Source organism: Bacillus sp. FJAT-26390 (genome assembly GCF_001682865.1).
In the GTDB taxonomy this organism is placed as follows: Bacteria; Bacillota; Bacilli; order Paenibacillales; family Paenibacillaceae; genus Pristimantibacillus.
On record NZ_MAQX01000001.1, the window covers coordinates 832,736 to 852,602 of the forward strand.

Annotated in this window: 28 protein-coding genes; 25 read left to right on the top strand and 3 right to left on the bottom strand. The window is 44.3% G+C overall.

The window, feature by feature from the left end; genetic code table 11:
• The first annotated feature begins 88 nt into the window (after window positions 1-88).
• The 16 genes from A7975_RS03935 to A7975_RS04010 all read left to right on the top strand — a co-directional run bounded on the left by A7975_RS03935 (window position 89) and on the right by A7975_RS04010 (window position 10,740).
• Complete coding sequence (locus A7975_RS03935) at window positions 89-235, top strand: hypothetical protein (protein ID WP_255314154.1); 147 nt, start codon at window positions 89-91, stop codon at window positions 233-235.
• A gap of 44 nt (window positions 236-279) precedes the next feature.
• Window positions 280-510 carry a hypothetical protein gene (locus A7975_RS03940; RefSeq protein WP_053375897.1) on the top strand — a complete coding sequence of 77 codons (231 nt, stop codon included), beginning with the start codon at window positions 280-282 and terminating at the stop codon, window positions 508-510.
• 27 nt (window positions 511-537) lie between these two features.
• The gene (locus A7975_RS03945; RefSeq protein ID WP_065384186.1) at window positions 538-1,089 is read left to right on the top strand and encodes an NUDIX hydrolase; all 552 of its coding nucleotides are present in this window, start codon (window positions 538-540) and stop codon (window positions 1,087-1,089) included.
• A 120-nt stretch (window positions 1,090-1,209) separates the two neighbouring features.
• On the top strand, window positions 1,210-1,887 hold the full coding sequence (locus A7975_RS03950; RefSeq protein ID WP_065384187.1) for an HAD family hydrolase: 678 nt from the start codon (window positions 1,210-1,212) through the stop codon (window positions 1,885-1,887).
• 92 nt (window positions 1,888-1,979) lie between these two features.
• A complete protein-coding gene (hisA, locus tag A7975_RS03955; protein ID WP_065384188.1) occupies window positions 1,980-2,729 on the top strand; it encodes a phosphoribosylformimino-5-aminoimidazole carboxamide ribotide isomerase in 750 nt (249 codons plus the stop codon).
• A 272-nt stretch (window positions 2,730-3,001) separates the two neighbouring features.
• Window positions 3,002-4,786 carry an SgrR family transcriptional regulator gene (locus A7975_RS03960; protein WP_065384189.1) on the top strand — a complete coding sequence of 595 codons (1,785 nt, stop codon included), beginning with the start codon at window positions 3,002-3,004 and terminating at the stop codon, window positions 4,784-4,786.
• A 33-nt stretch (window positions 4,787-4,819) separates the two neighbouring features.
• A complete protein-coding gene (locus A7975_RS03965; protein ID WP_082197959.1) occupies window positions 4,820-5,770 on the top strand; it encodes an aminoglycoside phosphotransferase family protein in 951 nt (316 codons plus the stop codon).
• Entirely contained in the window at window positions 5,751-6,173 is a 423-nt protein-coding gene (locus tag A7975_RS03970) for a hypothetical protein (RefSeq protein WP_065384190.1), read from the top strand. Before A7975_RS03965 ends, A7975_RS03970 begins: the two co-directional genes overlap by 20 nt.
• Window positions 6,174-6,440: 267 nt before the next feature.
• The gene (locus A7975_RS03975; RefSeq protein ID WP_053375903.1) at window positions 6,441-7,103 is read left to right on the top strand and encodes an HAD family hydrolase; all 663 of its coding nucleotides are present in this window, start codon (window positions 6,441-6,443) and stop codon (window positions 7,101-7,103) included.
• Window positions 7,104-7,121: 18 nt separating this feature from the next.
• The gene (locus tag A7975_RS03980) at window positions 7,122-7,682 is read left to right on the top strand and encodes a YfiT family bacillithiol transferase (protein ID WP_065384191.1); all 561 of its coding nucleotides are present in this window, start codon (window positions 7,122-7,124) and stop codon (window positions 7,680-7,682) included.
• On the top strand, window positions 7,660-8,055 hold the full coding sequence (locus tag A7975_RS03985) for a GNAT family N-acetyltransferase (RefSeq protein ID WP_065384192.1): 396 nt from the start codon (window positions 7,660-7,662) through the stop codon (window positions 8,053-8,055). Before A7975_RS03980 ends, A7975_RS03985 begins: the two co-directional genes overlap by 23 nt.
• A 27-nt stretch (window positions 8,056-8,082) precedes the next feature.
• Window positions 8,083-8,802 (top strand): alpha/beta fold hydrolase, encoded by a 720-nt coding sequence (locus A7975_RS03990; protein WP_065384193.1) that lies wholly within the window; start codon window positions 8,083-8,085, stop codon window positions 8,800-8,802.
• A 16-nt stretch (window positions 8,803-8,818) separates the two neighbouring features.
• Window positions 8,819-9,160: an SDR family NAD(P)-dependent oxidoreductase gene (locus tag A7975_RS03995; RefSeq protein ID WP_065384194.1), complete on the top strand. Its 342-nt coding sequence runs from the start codon at window positions 8,819-8,821 to the stop codon at window positions 9,158-9,160.
• Window positions 9,142-9,516, top strand: coding sequence for an SDR family NAD(P)-dependent oxidoreductase (locus tag A7975_RS04000; protein WP_065384195.1), 375 nt, complete (start codon window positions 9,142-9,144; stop codon window positions 9,514-9,516). Before A7975_RS03995 ends, A7975_RS04000 begins: the two co-directional genes overlap by 19 nt.
• Before the next feature lie 91 nt (window positions 9,517-9,607).
• Complete coding sequence (locus tag A7975_RS04005; RefSeq protein ID WP_065384196.1) at window positions 9,608-10,156, top strand: GNAT family N-acetyltransferase; 549 nt, start codon at window positions 9,608-9,610, stop codon at window positions 10,154-10,156.
• A gap of 38 nt (window positions 10,157-10,194) precedes the next feature.
• A complete protein-coding gene (locus tag A7975_RS04010; protein WP_255314155.1) occupies window positions 10,195-10,740 on the top strand; it encodes a P-loop NTPase family protein in 546 nt (181 codons plus the stop codon).
• Here the strand turns inward: A7975_RS04010 and A7975_RS32795 are convergent.
• Together A7975_RS32795 and A7975_RS04015 are read right to left on the bottom strand one after the other, a co-directional pair.
• Complete coding sequence (locus A7975_RS32795; protein ID WP_082197961.1) at window positions 10,660-10,902, bottom strand: DUF6366 family protein; 243 nt, start codon at window positions 10,900-10,902, stop codon at window positions 10,660-10,662. The genes A7975_RS04010 and A7975_RS32795 overlap by 81 nt on opposite strands.
• Before the next feature lie 194 nt (window positions 10,903-11,096).
• Entirely contained in the window at window positions 11,097-12,140 is a 1,044-nt protein-coding gene (locus A7975_RS04015) for a hypothetical protein (protein ID WP_065384198.1), read from the bottom strand.
• Window positions 12,141-12,391: 251 nt separating this feature from the next.
• Between A7975_RS04015 and A7975_RS04020 the strand changes: the two genes are divergently transcribed.
• From A7975_RS04020 to A7975_RS04035, 4 genes are all read left to right on the top strand, one after another.
• A complete protein-coding gene (locus A7975_RS04020; RefSeq protein ID WP_065384199.1) occupies window positions 12,392-13,525 on the top strand; it encodes a beta propeller repeat protein in 1,134 nt (377 codons plus the stop codon).
• Window positions 13,526-13,798: 273 nt separating this feature from the next.
• On the top strand, window positions 13,799-14,134 hold the full coding sequence (locus A7975_RS04025) for an ArsR/SmtB family transcription factor (RefSeq protein ID WP_065384200.1): 336 nt from the start codon (window positions 13,799-13,801) through the stop codon (window positions 14,132-14,134).
• Window positions 14,135-14,153: 19 nt separating this feature from the next.
• Entirely contained in the window at window positions 14,154-14,663 is a 510-nt protein-coding gene (locus A7975_RS04030; RefSeq protein ID WP_065384201.1) for an SRPBCC domain-containing protein, read from the top strand.
• Between the two features lie 191 nt (window positions 14,664-14,854).
• Window positions 14,855-15,202, top strand: coding sequence for a hypothetical protein (locus A7975_RS04035; RefSeq protein ID WP_141680191.1), 348 nt, complete (start codon window positions 14,855-14,857; stop codon window positions 15,200-15,202).
• 112 nt (window positions 15,203-15,314) lie between these two features.
• Here the strand turns inward: A7975_RS04035 and A7975_RS04040 are convergent, their stop codons facing one another.
• Window positions 15,315-15,683: a hypothetical protein gene (locus A7975_RS04040; RefSeq protein WP_141680192.1), complete on the bottom strand. Its 369-nt coding sequence runs from the start codon at window positions 15,681-15,683 to the stop codon at window positions 15,315-15,317.
• 430 nt (window positions 15,684-16,113) lie between these two features.
• Here A7975_RS04040 and A7975_RS04050 point away from each other — a divergent pair, with 430 nt between their 5' ends.
• The 5 genes from A7975_RS04050 to A7975_RS04070 all read left to right on the top strand — a co-directional run bounded on the left by A7975_RS04050 (window position 16,114) and on the right by A7975_RS04070 (window position 19,837).
• Window positions 16,114-16,617 carry an NUDIX domain-containing protein gene (locus A7975_RS04050; protein WP_065384205.1) on the top strand — a complete coding sequence of 168 codons (504 nt, stop codon included), beginning with the start codon at window positions 16,114-16,116 and terminating at the stop codon, window positions 16,615-16,617.
• A gap of 1 nt (window position 16,618) precedes the next feature.
• The gene (locus tag A7975_RS04055) at window positions 16,619-17,128 is read left to right on the top strand and encodes a GNAT family N-acetyltransferase (protein WP_065384206.1); all 510 of its coding nucleotides are present in this window, start codon (window positions 16,619-16,621) and stop codon (window positions 17,126-17,128) included.
• Between the two features lie 544 nt (window positions 17,129-17,672).
• Window positions 17,673-18,641, top strand: coding sequence for an iron-hydroxamate ABC transporter substrate-binding protein (locus tag A7975_RS04060; RefSeq protein WP_065384813.1), 969 nt, complete (start codon window positions 17,673-17,675; stop codon window positions 18,639-18,641).
• 144 nt (window positions 18,642-18,785) lie between these two features.
• Window positions 18,786-19,145, top strand: a complete 360-nt coding sequence (locus A7975_RS04065; protein WP_231637513.1) for a glyoxalase superfamily protein — start codon at window positions 18,786-18,788, stop codon at window positions 19,143-19,145.
• A 14-nt stretch (window positions 19,146-19,159) separates the two neighbouring features.
• On the top strand, window positions 19,160-19,837 hold the full coding sequence (locus A7975_RS04070; RefSeq protein WP_065384207.1) for a hypothetical protein: 678 nt from the start codon (window positions 19,160-19,162) through the stop codon (window positions 19,835-19,837).
• Window positions 19,838-19,867 lie beyond the last annotated feature (30 nt).

Below are 19,867 nucleotides of genomic sequence, written 5' to 3' on the forward strand. Positions count from 1 at the left end.
AGACAAAGAGAAGCATTCTTTGTCTTTTTTGCTTTTTCATATGGTAAAATATAGCCTAGAAGATACAAATAGCGGGAGGTGCTGGGAAGTGGAGCGGCCGGCTTATGTTGGACATCTTGGCTGGATTGGCGTGAGGCTTGACCGTGATGCGGCGTGGGATGAGCTGGTAGGTGTCATACAAGAGGCGTATTTGACCAAAGCGCCGAAGAAGCTCATTGCAACGCTGAAGGTTTAAAAGAGCCCAAATGATTCAACACTTTGATTTGCGGAGGTCATGGAATGGATAAAAAAAGCGGCAGCATTCATGAGACGCAGGCATCTAAGACTGATACGGGAAGAAACGGATCGTTTGATCCCCTTTTTGAGGATGCGCAAAGAATCGAAGGCGGGGGTCCCCCGCAAAAAGTCATTTGGCATACGTTACCCAAAGGGATTAGAGTTATCGGATATTTTTTTGCAGCTATAGTAGTTGCTATGGTTGTATTTGCACTAAGCACTAATTTCTTTTGACATTGTAAACCAATAGGAGCGCATGGCATGCTGAAATATAATATTTGCTTCGTCAAACGAGGCGATGAGATTCTATTGCTCAACCGGGAAAAGGCAAGCTGGATGGGCTGCTGGAATGGAATAGGCGGCAAGCTGGAGCCTATGGAATCTCCGCGGGCAGCGATGATTAGAGAGATAGAGGAAGAAACGGGAATTGAGGCATACGAGCTGCATTTCAAAGGTTTGGTGACGTGGACCGGCGAGGATTTTGATTTTGGCGGCATGTATGCCTATGTGGCAGAGGTGCCCGAAAGCTATGATTATGTAACGCCGCGCAAAACGGATGAGGGCATATTGGATTGGAAAAAAATCGAATGGATCATGAATGAGGAGAACGTCGGCATCGTATCCAATATTCCGCGGACGCTTCCTTTTATGCTGAATGATGCTCATTGCTACAATCATCACTGCGTATATGAAAAGGGGCAATTGTTGAAGCTCATTCAAAGCCTCATTACGAGCGATATCGAGTCGAACGAAAAGGAAAGAGGGCAATATCTGCAAACGTATAGCGACTCATCGAAAATTTTGAATAGCTAAGGTTTTATGGCCGTTTGGGTTTGGGCTATGAGGTGCTGGAGAAGCATAAATTCCCGGATGCAACGGATCAATGATCTATCATGCGGAAATACGTTTTTTAGAAAGAGGAGAATGATTCCATTGATTAAAGCACTTGTATTTGACTTTGACGGATTGATCATCGATACCGAGACGCCTTCCTATCATGCGTTTCGACAAGTCTATCAGCAATACGGGGTAGAGCTTCCGGTTGCGCTATACGCCAAATGCGTAGGAACATCCTTGGACCATTTTAACCCCTATACCTATATTGCCGAATGCGTTGCGGACACGGTTGATTTGCAGCAATTCAAGGAGAAGTTTAAAGCAATCTATGCGGAGCTATTAAAGGAAGCAACGATTCGCCCTGGCGTGATTGCTTATTTGGAGGAAGCGAAGCGGCTCAACCTGAAGGTTGGACTCGCTTCCAGCTCGCATCTAAACTGGATTGAACCTTATTTGATTAAGCATCATCTGGCTGATTATTTCGATAGCTTCAGTACAGCAGATGAAGTGGCGAACGTGAAGCCTGACCCGGAGCTTTACTTGCTCTCATTGCAAAAGCTAGGCGTTGCAGCGGGCGAAGCGATCTCGTTCGAGGATTCGTTAAATGGTTTCCGGGCAGCGAAAGCGGCGGGCTTGAATACCGTTATCGTGCCAAATGAGCTGACGAAGGATTTTGAGTTCGCCGATTACGATCTATTGATTCCTTCCATGGCGGAAGTAGATTTAGCCGATTTGATAGACGTTTTAACAGGGAAATCGCAATCGGCAAAATAGATTGGCTGATTTAGTTGATTTATAGATGCCTTTTAGGTTATTTTTCTTATAAAGATATTCGTCCATAGATCATACAGAATAGAGGAATCAAGTTGAAGTTTAGACCTTGTATCGATTTGCATGATGGGAAAGTGAAACAAATCGTCGGTGAGACGCTTAATACTGAAATTATAGAAAACTTCGTGTCCAAGCAGGATTCAGCCTATTATGCCGATCTGTTTAAAAAGGATGCGTTAACGGGCGGACACGTCATTATGCTTGGCGGCGGGAATGAAGCGGCAGCTGTCAGCGCCCTGGAGCAGTATCCCGGCGGCTTGCAGATTGGCGGCGGCATCACTTCGGACAATGCATCGTTTTATTTGGAGAAGGGCGCATCACATATTATTGTAACGTCCTATATTTTCAAAGACGGTCAATTGAATGAACAGCATCTGGCGAAAATCGTGTCCGAGGTTGGCAAGGATCGTTTGGTCATTGATCTTAGCTGCAAGGAGAAGGACGGCAAATGGTTTGTCGTGACCAACCAATGGAAGCAGTTCAGCGACTTTGAAGTGAACAAACAAAATATAGCGTATCTTGAACAGTTTTGTGATGAGTTTCTCGTACACGCCGTAGACGTAGAAGGCAAGCAGCGCGGCATTCAGCAAAGTCTCGTAAGCGCGCTCGCCGACTGGGTAAGCATGCCAACCACTTATGCCGGTGGCGCAAGATCGATTGCCGATATGGATCAATTTAATGAGCTGTCAAACGGCAAGCTGGATATTACGATAGGCAGCGCGCTAGATATTTTTGGCGGCAATCTGTCCTACGATGAAGTGGTTGCGTACAGCAAGAAACTATAGTAAGGCATCCTGCTAGGAGACGTGCACTCCTTAAAGTAGACATTGGAAAAACCCATAGGGGAAACCGATGCTCCTTTAAGGAGTGCATTTTTTATGAGGCTGAAAGCGGGGATTTGAATTTAACAGGAATAGCTCCCGTTAATGATGTTAGCAGTAGCTTTAGTCCAAGGCTTATCTTGACCATGCTTAAGCTGCCATTTATACTTTACTTAAAAGAGGAAGCGGATTTTCAGGTGTTGTTTAACCATTTCGCCTTTTAGGTGGTGAACGAATTGGATGTTGAAGAATATTATTGCAGGCTGAGAAAAACGTTTGCTGACGTGCCGGAGAAAGAGAGTCTCTTTCTATCGATGGACCGAATTTGCGACATATTGTCCTGCACGCGCAGAAATGTTCAAATCCTTTTGACAAAAATGATTGAAAAGGACTATGTCGAATGGAAGCCTGGGCGCGGGCGCGGCAATTTATCGCAAATCATTTTTCTTATCTCTTATCGGGATGTGGTCCTAGGCAAAGTAAAAGGACTGGTTGAGAAGGGACGAATTACCGAGGTTTGGAGTATGCTCGAGACGCTGCAGGACTCATCGGTGAAATCGGATATCATGGCGTGGCTAACCGAGTTGTTTGGTTTGAAGCGGGACGAAGGCGAGAAGGACATTCTGCGGTTTCCGTTCTATCGTCCGGTATTGCGGCTTGATCCTGCGTACGTTTGCCGACGGACGGAAACGCACTGGATTGAGCAGATTTTTAATACATTGGTGAAATATTCACAGCAGGATTACAAGTTCCATCCGCAGCTTGCCCATTATTGGGAGACCAATGATGCAAAAACCAGTTGGACGTTTTTTTTGCGCAAAGGGGTTCGCTTTCACCATGGAAAGCTGTTGACCTCGCGGGATGTCGCGTACACCTTTAAGAGGCTTTTGACAAACTCACCCTCAGAATGGATAACATCCATGATCAAGGAGATTCGCGAAACGGGGAAATACAGCATCACATTTGAACTCAAGGAGCCGAATGTACTATTTCTTCATTTTCTATGCACGGAGCGGTCGATGATTGTACCTGAAATGCTGGATGGCACGGAGTCAGAGGATATATTTGAACGAATGCCCATCGGAACAGGACCCTTCAAGATGATTCAAAACAATGAATCGATGCTTGTAGTCGAAGCGAACGAATATTATTTTGAAGGCTGTCCTCATTTGGACCGCATCGAAATGTGGGTTTTTCCGAATTATGAGGATGACCATGGCATGCAGTTTTCTCAAGCGGATGAGCAGCTCGTCTATTTTGAAGCACAGGTCATGAAAACGTTAAGCCCGTCGCTAAGGCAAGTGGAGCAGGGCAGTACGATCCTTACGCTTAATGTGGCGAAAAATAACGTATTAAAGGATTTAAAGCTGCGGAAAGCGATTCACCACGGGATCAATCGGCAGCAAATGATCAATGATTTGGGCGGAATCAGGCATGAGCCATCAGCCGGCTTTACTTTGGCGGATTCAGCGCATTTATATGTTCAAGCCTTTGACAAGGAATACGCCGAGGAACTTGTAAAGGAATCTTTATATAACGGAGAAACGTTAACGTTATATACGTATCAAATGCCGGCTAATGAACAAAGCGCCAAATGGATTAAGGAAGCATGCGGAAGCATTGGAATAGCAGTAGAGATCGTTGTTTTGCCTATAGATGAGCTTGCCGTGCCCGCTGTCGTTGCGCAAGCTGACATGATCCTAACCGGAGAGGTGCTTAGCATACAGCCTGATATTTCGCTTATCGAGATGTATATGTCTAAAGTCAGCTTTGTTACGAATCTGCAATCGTTGGCGAATCAGGCCTATATCCGTGAACAAATTATGTTGTGTTTGAGAAATGACAATTTGGATGTCCGCATGCAGCACTTGCTGTCCATTCAAGAAGAGCTTAAGCGCAGCTACAGCATGTTATTCCTGTACCATAGCATGCAGCAGGTTGGCCACAATCAAGCACTGCAAGGCATTTCGCTTAATGCTTGGGGCAAAATCGATTATAAGGACGTCTGGTTAAGGAAGTAGCTTCGATGCAAGCATCGGTTAGGAGGAGATCGATTGAACGATGAGCGCTTATCCGAGCTTTTTATCAATGAAATTAGTCTGCTGCAGGGGAGCAACCGTATTTCAAAAATAAATAAAGGATATTCCTATGACCAAAAGTTTATCGTAGAGAAGGATAATCAAACGTATTTGCTGCGAAGCTTTGCTTTGAATGAGCTATCCGCCAAGCAGGCTGAATTTGCTGCTATCCGTCAAATGCAAAACTACGATGTCTTATGCTCAAAACCTATAGAGATGGGGACTTTGCCAAATTCAAATATCGGGTATATGCTCTTAACGTACATTGATGGTGATGAGGCAACGGACATCCTGCCAGCATACTCGCCTTCCATTCAGCAGGCAATCGGTTTGGAGGCTGGAAGAGAGCTGGCGAAGATGCATAAGCTGCTTGCGCCAGCAGCTATTGCGCCTTGGCATGAACGAAAGCTTGCGAAGCACAAACGGTACATAGAGCAATATTTGAACGGCGATGCGAGATTGAAGGGTGATACAGCGTTTTTGGCGTTCATTGACAGGCATCTGCATCTGATGGAGGGAAGGCCAAACGTTTTTCAGCATGACGATTTCCATGTAGGCAATTTGATCGTGAAGAACGGCAAGCTGGCAGGCGTCATCGATTTTAACCGTTTAGACTGGGGAGATCCTGTTCATGAATTTTTGAAGGCAGGGATGTTCAGCAGTGAGGTTAGCATTCCGTTCACGATAGGTCAAATTAAAGGATATCATGTCGGTCAAGAGCCGGATGAGCAATTTTGGACGTTATATTCGCTTTATTTGGCAATGACCATCGTCTCCTCAATCGTCTGGATATTGCAAGTCAGACCTTCAGAGCTTGGGATTATGACGCAAAAGCTAGAGCGAGTGCTTGAGGATCATGACCATTTTAACAACATTATTCCACGGTGGTATTTGGAGGAGCGCAGCTATGAGACCGGATCATTATAAGCTAATGTACGAATTTGTAAAATGGGCGGGGGAGCAATCGCATATTGCAGGCATTGCTTTGGTTGGCCCTTGCGCGGATGACGAGAATGAAGAGGACTCGAATTTGAGCTTTCTCCTTATTTCAGATAAGAAGACGAAGACGCTGGAAGCGATCCTTCATCAATTTCCATTCGAACCGATCGAGCAAGCGACGAAGGAAGAGTGGGGACTGCTTACTTCATTTCGAATCGAATATGCGAGCGGGATGGAAGTAGAGTATGGTGTCGCAGGCGAGGAGTGGCTGCGGCTGCCATTGGATCAAGAGATGGGCGATACGGTTATGAAAGGTTTTAAAGTGATTTGGGATAGGGAAGAGCTTTTCGTTCAAATCATAAGATATATGGAGACTCATCAATTTGAATGATATAAACAAACAATCTAATCGAGATAGCGGTATGGCGCTTGAGGTAACTGGCGGATCTGCTGCTGATGGAGCTCAGTTGGTTCGAGTAAACTATTCTTTTAAAATAATTAGGCGGCCTCTTTTGCGGAGGCCTTTTTATTTTTCAAGCAAAGGATTTAATAACCATGAATGAGCTTATGCTAGATGTAAGTTATCGTTTTATTAAGAAACGGACTATTCGGTAACTGCTGGAAGTTGTATAATCATGGAAATGAAGGGGGATTGGCTATGACGGATATAAAAGCGGTCATTTTTGATTTGGATAACACCCTATTAGATCGTACCCATACCTTTAAGTCGTTTGCTGCTTCGTTTCTAGGCCATTATTTCAGTCATTTGGAAGCGCATGAACAACTGCTTGCGCTCATTATTGAGCTTGATCAAGACGGCTACAAGGACAAACGGGAGCTTTTCCGAGAATTGCTGGAACAGCTGCCATGGGTGACAAAGCCAGAGCACCAAGAGCTAATGGAGTATTACAGCGTACACTATGTGCAAAATGCAGTCCTCTTCGATCAGGCACTTGATGTCATCCATCATACCAAAAGCAAATATAAAATCGGGCTCATCACGAATGGCCGGACCGAAATCCAATACGGGAAAATCGATCGACTAGGATTACGTGAGCATTTTGACTTTATCATCGTTTCTGAGGAAGCGGGAGTGAAAAAGCCGGATCGACGCATTTTTGAAGCGGCATGGACCGAGCTGAAGCTGAAGCCCGAGCAGTGCATTTATGTTGGCGATCATCCCGTAAATGATATTGAGGGAGCCTCTCTCGCAGGATTAGGCACGATATGGGTTCAGGTGAACCAGCCTTGGCGCGAGGATTTGACGGCAACGCCGCTTCACAAGATTAATAGATTAAACGAATTGCTAGCAATCATCTAAGAAGAAAGAAGGATTTATATGGACGAAAGGTATCCGATTGGTACATTCCATGCGCCAGGCGAGATTACATCGCTGCAGAGAGAGGCATGGATTCAAGAAATCGAACGGCTGCCGAGCCGTCTCCGCAGCAGCGTTGAAGGTCTAAATGAGCAGGAACTGAATACCCCTTACCGGGAGGGCGGCTGGAGAATCAAACAAGTTGTACATCATGTCGCGGATAGTCACATGAACAGCTACATCCGATTTAAGCTCGCATTGACGGAGGAAACGCCAACGATTAAACCCTATTACGAGGAGCGCTGGGCGGAGCTTGGCGATACGGTAAATGCGGACATCGAGCTTTCTTTAGCGCTAATTGACCATCTGCACAAAAGATGGGCTATTTTATTAAGGTCGCTAACGGATTCGGATTATAAAAAGCTGTTTTTTCATCCGGGCTCAAAGGAAACGTATGCGCTGGATTACACGCTTGGCAGTTATGCATGGCATGGCAATCACCATGTTGCTCATATTATGGCATTCCGAAATAAAGGGATGAAAGTCATGGAGGGCAACGATGATTCGATATCAGGAAGGTAAAGTTGTATCAGCGGCTGACCTATCCACTGTTTTTGCAAACTCGGGCATAAAACGTCCCTATCAAGATTTAGAGCGGATGCAAAAAATGATCGACCATGCAGATGTCATCATCAGCGCTTGGGATGGCGAAAAATTAGTCGGCATAGCTCGTGCTATCACCGATTACGCCTATTGTTGTTATCTTTCGGATCTGGCTGTCGACAAGGCCTATCAACGAAATGGCATCGGGAAGCAGCTGGTCGAACGGTTAAGAGAGTCATTAGGTGCGGAAGTATCGCTCGTATTGCTCTCTTCCCCTATTGCTGTCGACTATTATCCGCGTATCGGATTTACGCATTCCGATAAGTGTTACGTCATCGCTAGAGAGAAATAATGAGGCATTACAATAAGGGGGTTACCTATGTTTGTATCAGGCCTTGCTACTAATCAAGACGTTAATATTCATTATTTGGATACGTTGCGAGAGGCGGATCATCGGCTTACGCCGATCGTAATTTGTCCCGGTTTATCGGAAGCGGCGGAAGAGTATGAGGATTTGTTAGCCTATCTGCTGCCGCGAAGAGCGATTGTTCTCTCATTTCGCGGAAGAGGAAGAAGCGATACGCCGCGTGCCAAATATGATTTAGAGGATCACGTATCTGATTTGTCTGCCGTTATTCAAGAGACGGCAATCGGATCCTTTCATTTGTTTGGCAACTCCCGCGGTGTATCCTATGCGCTGGGGTATGCTCAAAAAAATGCCAAGCAGATCAAATCTTTAATTGTGGAAGACTACCCAGCCGAGCATAAGCAGATGACTGCTGAGTGGGCAGATGATTATATTAATCAGTATTTGATTCCTACAGGCCGGAACAAGCTCATAAGGCAGCAGGCTGTAAAAGGGATCCAACGGGATTCGACGCCGATCAAGCTCGATGGGAAGCTTGAGCTTCCTGCTTTGGTTATAAGAGGACTTCTTGAAGGATCATTGCTTAGCGAAGCGGATGTATTGCAATACGGTGACATGTTCACGACTGTTAAGGTCGAGGCGTTTGCTGATTCCGGACATAACATTCGCAATATGGAGCGAGATAAGCTCTATTTGACCATAAAGCAATTTTTGGATGAGCAAGAGGGCTAAGGAGAGGAGGCGTATTTTGAAAGCATTCCTGGTGACGGGCACTTCACGTGGTTTAGGCCTTGAAATTTGTAAGCAGCTCATTAAGCCAAGCCATATTATCTTCTCCATATCGAGGACTAATAATGAACGACTATCGGAGCTTGCGGCTGAGCAAGGCTGCAAATTTCATTTTATGAAATATGATTTGCAAAACGTTCAGGGCATTTCTCCTCTTATGGAGGAAATGCTTGAGCTAGTGGATCACTCCGAATTAGAATCGCTTACATTAATTAATAATGCTGCCCAAGTTTCGCCGCTTGGCGCAATCAATTGCTGCTCCTCTGAAGAAACGATTCGAAATTGCAAATCAACCTGTTAGCTCCTATGCTGCTCACTCAGTCTTTAATTAAGCAGACGGATCACCTCGAATTAAAAAGAATAATTGTCAATGTCTCTTCTGGCTCGGCAAATTATGCAGCAGCCGGTATGAGCGCCTACTGCGCATCGAAAGCAGCATTAAATATGTTCACATCATGCGTACAGCTTGAAGAGCATCGAGCCGTTACGGTCTATAAGGTCGATCCCGGTATGGTGGATACGGAAATGCAGGCAGAAGCGCGTCAGGTAGAGGGGCAGCCTGTTTTTGACTATTTTCGGCAGGCGAAAGAAGCGGGTTCATTAAAGACTGCCGAGAGCGTTGCGAAAAAAATAGTGAAAAGAGTCTTATCATCTTAGACGGGGATTTTAAGCAAGGGCTGCGGCTTGGACCCGCGGCTTTTTTTCACCCATGTGCTAGCCTGACAATATCGGAAAAGTGGAGGACGATATGGATAAAATAACGGTTCAGTTATGTGATCTGGACACAAAAGCGATCATTAACAATATGTATCCGCTTTATCTGCATGACTTGTCGGGCATTAGGGATGTTTTGCCAAATAAATTTGGCGTGTTTGAGGAAAGTGACGACTATAAAACGCTTCAGGACCAAATTGCGGTGTTTGATATTTGGTGGGAAAAAGAGGGCGTTCTGTTTCCGTTTTTGATCAGGGTGAACGATGTGCCTGCTGGATTTGCGTTAATTGCAACGCCGCCTTATGTTTACGGCGACTCGAATTATTTGATAAATGAATATTTTATATTGCGCCCCTTTCGCGGTAAAGGAGTTGGCGAGCATGCTGCAATCGAAATTTTCAAACGATTCCTAGGGAAATGGATGCTCTACACGACGGGAACGGAGAAGAATAGAAATGCGATTGCATTTTGGAGAAAAACGTTGCTCCGTTATACCGACAACCAATTCACCGAAGAAGATAAGGAGCTGGGCGACGTAGGGCTTTGCAAGGTTTTTACTTTTTCAAGTAAGGCAATGGATTAATTCTTTTACGATTCATGCTGAGCGTGGGAGGAAGTTTATTGGCGAGCAAAACACCTAAAAAGATTCATATTATTGGCTCTGTTGGGAGTGGAAAGTCAACGCTAGCTAAGCAATTATCAGTAAAACTCAGTATTCCATATTATGAACTGGACAATGTGGTATGGAGAAGGACGGAAAATGGAGACGTAAGAAATAGTAGCGAAGCAAGAGATGCGCAGTTAAATGGCATTATTGCCTCTGCTGAGTGGATAACGGAGGGCGTGCATTATAAATGGACCTCATCGTGTTTTGAACATGCCGAATTGATCATCTATCTCGACACGGCGATGTGGATTAGAAATTATAGAATATTAAAAAGGTTTATCGTACAAAAGCTTGGATTTGAAAAAGGGAATTACGAACAAACCTTTGATATGCTTAAGAAGATGTACATTTGGAACTACGGCTACCAGAAGCGGGATAGGCCAGTCATTTTTGATCTATTAGAACCGTACCAGGGTAAGCTATTGGTGCTGAAAGATAACGATAAAGTGGATCAATATGTGGATTTGGGTAATGAACAAATGAAGGCTGCCGGCGTGTAACGGTGGTGTTCCTTTCCATCCCAAACCACCAACTAAATCAGCTAAACTTCCAAATTCAGCACGATTTGCTCCATCATTAAACGCACCAGAAGGGTTATTTTTTAATTCTTCCAGTCTTAATCGTTCTCTTTTTTCTTCAGGTGTTTCTTTTCTGGAATCCATCTAACCGCCTCCTAATAAAAGCTTACCTTTATCACACTACGAGCAACCTGTTTTTCATTCATAATCAATGATATCCAAAAGCAATGGTATCCAAGGAATTAAATCACGCCAAATATGGAGTTAGTATTCCGATGGGATGCGGATAGGGCTGATACGATGTTATCCGGCATGCCTGCTTCCTTTAGTGTGATTGCCTACTTGCTGCTGATAGCTGGATTTGCCATCATGATGGCCTCTGTCGCTTTTGAAAGCGCAGGAAGGAACTCAAGCACTTTTTTGCTGCGGTTTATTAGATCATGGGGAGCATGGATGCCGATGTCTGCGATAACGGCTTTAAAGGCCGGAGTAAGTGATTCCTGCAGCTCCGGACTCGCGTCTGCGGCTAAAATGGTATGGCAACGAGCAAATGTCGCAACGATCCAAAAGATCGCTTCACGGTGAAGGCCGGCTCGAATGAGCTCATGGCTGCCGTCAATGGCGACCTTCCTTGCTTCTGCGGTAATGTCGCTGCTAAAGAAAAAGGGAGTTTTAGCAACTGCTGCTGCAGCATCGAAAGTCCGAGCAAGCTCGCCCAGATGATACTCGACTAGCTCCGGAGTCAGATGAGAGCAACCTAGCAGCTCTAACAGCTCTTCGTAAAGATTGGAAAATCCATATTCCAAAAGGACTTCGCGGGCAGCAACATAGCGCAGCCGCACAGTAGGATTCCGAAGCGCAGCCACTAGAATCATATGCGTAGTAACGCCAGTTGGAAATAGCCATGACGTTACTTGATCGTGCAACGGGGCGGAGTTGTTAATGGCAAGCAGCCCGTTTTCGATTTTTTGCCGAGCATTTTCACATCGACGGCGTACCCACTCCAGCTCAGAAAAATGGCGCGATACTTCACTTTGTAAACGACCCAGCTGTTTGGTGGGGTCAGCAATAATGGTGTTCATGCGGAAGCTTCCAGCCAAATGATAGGAGGTCAAAACTTCCCGGGCTGAGGATAGCTGACTCCATGTCATGTAAGTTACCTCTATTAAAGCACCATGGAATTCAAACTTACCGAGCTTGACAGGAGGCTCACGATGGGATGTGACAATGACGATATCGACATCCGACGCAGCCGGCATTTCCATATCATCTGGCATTGTAATAGTGGAACCGCTGAAATAAGCACCCATAAAATCAGGATGAAGGCTTGCATGTTCCATCACCCACAAAGCGGCTGCGGCCCGAGCATCTGCGACTTTCATATGAGTAAGACTCCTTTATCATAATGAATTGATAAATAAACATAATTGCCGATTCAACTTTATCCTTTAATCATACATCAAATTTGTTTAAAAATGGAATCATAAGAAATCATTATTATACGATTTCGTAGCCTATCAATGAATGAATCTATGCTTGCAACCTTCTGCGTTGAAGTTTCGTTTGGATCAAAGTAGGGTAATTTATTGAATAAAAGCAAACATCACAACTTTAGGTCAGGAGGACAAAGATAATGAACACAATTAAACTTAAGTGTGGACTTTTAGCAGCAGCGCTAGCAATTGGACTTACGTCGGCAGTTCCATTTACCCAGGCGGCGGCAGGGTCTACAGCAAAGGATCTATTCAGCGGGACTCCGGCAGGTGATTCGACATTCCATTTTAGCGATATTCAGTTTCTTAGCGGAACAACCGGACGGGCCGCAGGCAATGGATTCCTGATCGGAACCTCCGATGCAGGCGGTTCTTGGCAGTCTATTTATAAGGGAACATGGCAGTTTACTCAGCTTGACTTTATATCGAATACGACTGGCTTTGCTTTAGCGAAATCTTCAGCTGCCGGAACGAATGCACTGGTATATACGACGAATGGGGGGAGCACCTTCACGAAAATTCCAACAGGTGCACTCGCCCTTGAACGCATTCATTTTACGGATGCAAAAAACGGCTTCGGATATACACGGGCTTTTGCCTATAAAACGGCGGACGGCGGGAAAACGTGGACTAAAATTACGACTCCGGCAAATACTCGTTATGCGGAATTTACCGACGTGAAGCATGGTTGGGTGCTTACTTTAGTACCAGGCTTCGGTTATAAGTTATCTAAAACAACAGATGGCGGAGCGAATTGGGCGACCAAGCTGGACGTCAAATCAGATGAGATTATCGGCGGTGAAATCTACACGAGCGGCAGCCAAATTTGGGCTGAGTTTTATGGCGGAGCGGGTATGTCCCAGCAGTCATACTCCCTTTATGCATCCTCTGACAATGGATCAAGCTGGAAAAAAGTGATCAGCCAAAGCACGGCTGGAGGCGGACCGGCTCCCGGCGGCGCTGTCGGCATTGTGAAGGAAGGACCGGCTTCCCCTGGCGGCCATCCAAGCAACTTAGAACTGGTTGACGGCGCAGCGATTCTCGGAGGTTACTCGCCAGCGGGTGAAGTTATTGGAGTTGGCCGTTCATTAGATGCAGGAAAGTCGTGGAGCAATCTCAAAACCATTAAAGGTTTCCAGAGCGTTATTTCGTTCACTAGCAAGGATATCGGATGGATGGCTGATACAAGCTCGCTAAGTCCTGCGGTGTACAGAACAACGGATGGCGGTAAATCATGGTCCAAAAAAATCAGTATTCCAAGCGGAAGCAATTAAACGGCGACTTTGGTTCGGCAAAGTCATAGAGATGAATTAGACTGGTACCAGTAGGGTGCCAGTCTTTTATTATGTTAAAACGTGCTAGAAAACTAAGGCTTAGATAATGATTTTAAATATTCGTTGACAGGAATATTCCTCAGATGGTATATTGAGAACAAGAAAAAGAAAAACAAACGAAATGAGGTGAGCAGATATGAATGGATATGGAAATAGTGGTCTTGCAATCTCCGTTACAAAGTCTAATTCATTCATTAAAGGAAAATCTGCATCATGAACGCATCGACATTTAGCGCACTAGCTGAGCCCAATCGTTTACGGATTGTGGAGCTTTTGCAAGACGGTCCTCTAACCGTCGGTGAGATCGCCAATCGACTTCAAATCCGCCAGCCGCAAGCCTCAAAGCATTTAAAAGTTTTGCTCGACGCCGGACTAGTCGACGTTCAGGCTGACGCTAATCGGCGGAATTACAAACTTCGAATGGAGCCGTTCAAAGCATTAGATGAATGGCTTGAGAGCTACCGAAGCACTTGGGATGATCGGTTCGACAACTTGCATCATTACTTGCAGAAGCTGCAATTTGAAAAATCAACTAAAAATAATAACTAAATCTTAGGAGGAGTTTATAATGACAAACAAAATGATATCCAGAGTAGAGGGCCAAGAACTTATTTTAGAGCGTGTTTTCAATGCACCGCGCGAGCTTGTATTTAAAGCGTTCTCGGAGGCCGAGCATTTAAAGCATTGGTGGGGGCCTCGCGGTTGGACACTTACGGTTTGCAATGTTGATTTTCGTCCGGGCGGGATATGGCATTACTGCATGAAGTGTCAGGATAAAAACCAAGGGGATTTTTACGGAGTCGAATCATGGGGCAAAGCCATCTACCAGGACATTGTTAAAAATGAAAAAATCGAATTAGTCGACTTTTTCTCAGATGCCGAAGGAAATGAATTGGAGGGAATGCCTTCCTCACAGGTTACCATTACTTTCCTTGAACACGAGGGCAAAACAAAGCTTATTAACGTAGGCAGATACGCTTCCGCAGAAGCGCTCCAAGCCGTTATGGATATGGGAATGGAGCAAGGCATTTCTGAAACCTACGATCGCTTCGAGGAGCATTTACAATCGCTGCAATAAGAACATTCAACATAAAAGAGACTGCCCACGGGCAGTCTTTTCTTCTGTCTTAAGCTATAGATTAAGTGGAATAATAAAGCTCGCTTTTACTCCGTATGGTTGTTTTTTCATGGTTATTAGCTTTTTTGTGATCAGAATAGCTTTTGATTTTTACATTCATTGTATCATTTGGTTTATCACATGTGTTTTGTTTGTTAAAATTAGCAAGTAAAGAAAGAGGAGGCTATAAACTTGGCGAGGGTGAAGCTTGGACGGCCGAGGTGCGTGTTGAACAAGCGATAGGAGAAGAAAAGTATGAGATTAAGCTTAAATACAAAGGAAATCACATAGCGGATATCGAAACCTTTAGTTATTTTGTGGAAGCAAAAAATAACGGTGTTTTAAACTTTAACGCGGAGAAAGCTTCATTAGACAAAGAAGGCATATACTATAACAAATTGCTCATTGAAAATAGCCCATCTTCCCGCGCAGATGCAGAGTTAGTCATTAAATTAATAGGGAACGATACAAGTGAAAGCATAATTTTAATCGGTAAGTGATCGGCATCCATTAAAAAAAGCCTAGGAACAAGCCTTTGACTGCTCATTCCTCGGCTTTTTTACAGTTCAACTTATTGCGCAATCTGCAAAAATGAATACAGGACTTGGAAACTTAATTAAGGATAACCTTTACTTGAGAAGATACTACTCCGCCCTTCACCGTTTGAACAATATACCAGTATTGTTTTGTTGGATCTACAGAAGTCGTGTCATAGTGAGAGGTAGTTCCTTTCATCAAATCCTTTTTGTACACTTGGACCAAATTTGTTCTGTTTAGTTTAATAACCTTAATGGAATCATAGTCGGTCGTGGGATTCGTCCACGCAATGATGACCGGGGAAGTGCTCGTGAACTGAAGGTTAGTGACAGGGTCCGGCGTAGCAGCTGAAGTGATCGGCACTATCGAAAACAATAAAATGAAGCTTAAAACCATAATCCGGATCATGGAGCGTTCAGGCCATGTTTTCAACAAAGACATCATAATTCCTCCTTCAATATGGAAAAGATGAAACATAATTTACCGAAACCGATTGCTCCTCCTTTTCTTGGTCGTCAAGATAGACTTGTCTATCTGTTACTATAGTAACATCTTTATGTTAATAATGGTTAAATTTTCTTGTTTTTCTAACGGCAAGATTATGAATGATTTTACATAAGGAGTGTGGTTATTTGCTCGTTTTTATAACGTTAATCGTTCCATTACTGGGTACGTTGTGGTTTGCGAGTATGATAATGCTTCTAAAAAATCTGAAAAATAATAAAAGCATCCAAAGATCATTCATTGTAAGCTTATTCCTAACCTTTATTTTTATATTTTCAGCAATGTTCGCAATCATGGCGACCGTGCAATTCCATGTTTAAAGACTTGAGCAATTGTTTCTTTATTTACTTAGAAGAGGTGATCGCTTCCGATGAATGTGTTAAGAGAACAAAAAAATGTAATAGGTCTGCCGTTGCCAAATGAAACATGTTTAGTCATGGATGATGTTTTGCCGCGGCTTGAATTAATAACGGGCTCATTTGTATTAGCTTTTCAAGAAGACCAATTGTTGTTAACGAATTTGGCAGAAAGAGGATGGGACATTCCAGGCGGGCATGTTGAGGCTGGTGAAACGCCAATCGAAGCGATGAAAAGAGAGCTATACGAAGAAACCCGGGTTTTGGTCGAGTCTCCCCAGCTTCTTGGTTATGAACGCATCCGATTATTTACAAAGCCTAACAACTACAAGTATCCGTATCCAGATAGCTATATGGTATTTTATTGTGCGAAAATCATTCAGCTTGATCCTTTTGAAAGCACGATTGAAAGCAAAGGAAGAGGTTTATTTAAGCCAGAAGAAGCGTATAAGATCCCTTGGGTACAAGGAAACTCATTTTTTTACGAAGAGGCACGAAGACGCGTAATGGGAGGTTAACATGAAGATCCGTATGGGAACGATTGAAGATGTAACGAGTATCGCTCAAGTTCACGTTGCGAGTTGGCAGACCACCTACAAGGGAATCATCTCGGATGATTATTTGAACAATCTAAGCGTGGAGAGTCGTTTGAATAACTGGAATGGGGTATTTCAAAATCCGAAGCCGGATCATGCAGTGATTGTAGTCGAAAATGACGATGGAGCGATAGTCGGCTTTACACACGGCGGAAAATGCAGAAGCGAGCAATACAACTTTGACAGTGAAGTTTATTCGATATACTTGCTCAAAGAATACCAAGGACAAGGTTATGGAAAAGCTTTATTTTCCACATTGATCAATCATTTGAAGCTGCACAACTATCATTCGTGTATGTTATGGGTATTAGCTGATAATTCGGCGAAAGCCTTCTATTCCAGTTTGGGAGGCAAGATTTTTGCTGAGAAGGATATCCAAATCGGCAATGACATATTGAAGGAATTAGCTTTTGGCTGGGATGAGCTAGTTTAATTATATTGAGGCAGCCATTGCCCGCTAAGTACACTCGGCTGCGGCCAATACATTCAGGCGCTGTACCTACGCAACTTTACTTCACTGGCAATCGCTGATTTCCTACTCGGAAGCATCTCTCCCGATGCGATTCATCCCACGTCATTAGCGAACTTCTCCGCCAGCATACCGTATGCCGGGATTTCAAAAGCAAAATCTCTTATGAACAGATTGAAAATGAGCGCGGCTTATACAATATGGACACGGATTATGGCTGAGGAGGCTGCACTGGTTTAACGATACGACGAAAGAACCCCGCATAGAACCGTCTTATCTAACTGAGGAATTTGTTCGGCAGTTTGTGGAGGATACTTCTCGTTGGCTAATCCGGTTATTTGAGAAAGCTGAATATTAAAGCCGAGTTCCCTCGTGATTATGTAATGTGGTGTAATTTATTAAACCGCCATTGACAATGAAAATGATAATTGTTATCATTAGTTGTCTTTGAGGTGGATGAGATTCACTTCAACAAAAAAACAGTCATACAGGGGGAACTATCGTGTTTATGCGCAATAAGAAAAAATTCATACTGGTACTTATGAGTCTAATGGTGATGTCGCTTTGGCTTGCTGCTTGTGGAAGCAACAGTAACAACGAACCTGCTGCAACTGAGGCACCGACTGCTACAGAAGCATCTACTGAGCATAAATTAAAGGATGCGCTTGGAAACGAAGTAACGATTCCTGCAAACCCGCAGCGTATCCTTGCTTCTTATTTGGAAGATCATCTAGTTGCTTTGGGTGTTAAGCCGGTTGCACAGTGGTCCGTACAAAACGGAACACAAGATTATTTGAAAGATTCGCTTGAAGGCATTCCAACGATTGCTTATGATCTTCCGTTTGAAGCGGTGACTAGCTTTAACCCTGATCTAATTATTATGGGTGGAAATAGTGCGGTTGAGGGCGATAAATATGCACAATACTCGAAGATCGCTCCTACTTACACGCTGGGCGATGAAATCAACGCTGACTGGCGCAAATCGCTTTTGAAAGTGGGCGAAGTTCTAGGCAAGAGCGATGAGGCTCAAAAAGTACTCGATGCCTATGAATTGAAAGCAAAGGAAGCAAAAGAAAAACTGCAAGGCGTAGCAAAAGGCGAATCTGCAACAGCGATTTGGCTGGTTCAAAAAAGCTTCTTCGTCGTTAGCGACAAGTTGTCGAGCGGCTCTGTCCTCTACAATGACCTCGGCCTTGCTGTACCAGAAGTCGTGAAAGAAATTTCTGCTGTGGGAACAGGCAACTGGAACGCCATTTCTCTTGAGAAGCTGGCTGAGATGGACGCCGATCATATTTTCCTCATCAACAGTGATATGGACTCCGGCTCGGAGGCATTGAAGGATCCGATCTGGCAAGCGATTCCTGCAGTTAAAAACGGCAAGGTTTACGAATTCCCAAATACGACGGCTTGGTTATATTCAGGTGCCATTGCTAACTCGCAAATTATCGATGACGTGCTTAAGAGTGTCGTAAAATAATAGTGTAAAGATGAACAAAGGGCTGTATCTGGATGCGATGATCGCAAAAGGGTATCGTCCTTTTTCCTTTCCGCAGCCTTCCGTGCCGCCAGAAATGGATGTATAATCAGATGGATATAACACTGGAGAGGGATGTGAGAAACGATGACTTTTCATATGAAGCGTACGGTGCCGATCCTTCGTTTTTTTGATGAATCGAAAGCAAAAGAGTTTTATTTCGATTTTTTAGAATTCAAATGTGATTGGGAGCATCGCTTTGATCCAGACGCACCACTTTATATGCAAATATCGAACGGCGACTGCATCATCCATTTATCCGAGCATTACGGTGATTGTTCGCCAGGCTCCGCCGTACGCATACAGGTAGAGAATGCCAAAGGATTGCAGCAGCACTTGCTAAGTAAAAAATATAAATTTGCACGGCCGGGCTTTGATGACGAATGGAACCAAGTGAGCATCACCGATCCGTCCGGCAATCGTCTCCATTTCTATACAGATATATAAAGGAGTAACTAGAAATGGGATTCATTTCATTCTTTTTGCGAAAATATTTTATGGAAAAACCACCCATACTCATTGATTCCGATGAGGCTGCGGCGTATGAGCGTCTGCTCGCGCAGACAAACCCGGAAGCGGGAGCGATCGAGTACGACTGCCCTTATCCTAAGTATAGGTTCATCGCCTATATGACTGAGCAAAAAGCTATGCTCGTTCATGGTTCCAACCATACTGCGATCGACCGATTTGAAACGAGGCGCCAGACGCTTTATAACGGTAAATATGTGGAAGCAGTATTTGCTACATCGGATGCTATTTGGCCGATCTTTTATGCGGTGTTTAATCGGAGCAAGCTGTATGGGAATTTTCGCAACGGATGCATTCGGGTCAAAAAGAACGTGAATCGCTTCTATTTTTTCTCGCTGACTGAAGCGACGATGAATAATTTCCCTTGGACAAGCGGAACGGTATATTTTCTGCCAAAGGAATCGTTTGCCAGATCAAGTAGCGGCTTCGTATATTTTGACGAATGGATAAGTAGAGAGACGGTTGCGCCTCGTTATAAACTAGCGGTATCGGCAGAAGACTTTCCTTTCATAGAAGCGGTGTCTAGTCATCGCAGCGAGGAATCGATTATGAAAACTTGGCTGCTCTATAAACGGAGAATCAGAGAAAAGCTTGCGTCGAGGCAGGATTGACAAGGTTAAATGGAGAGCGGGGGGCAGAAC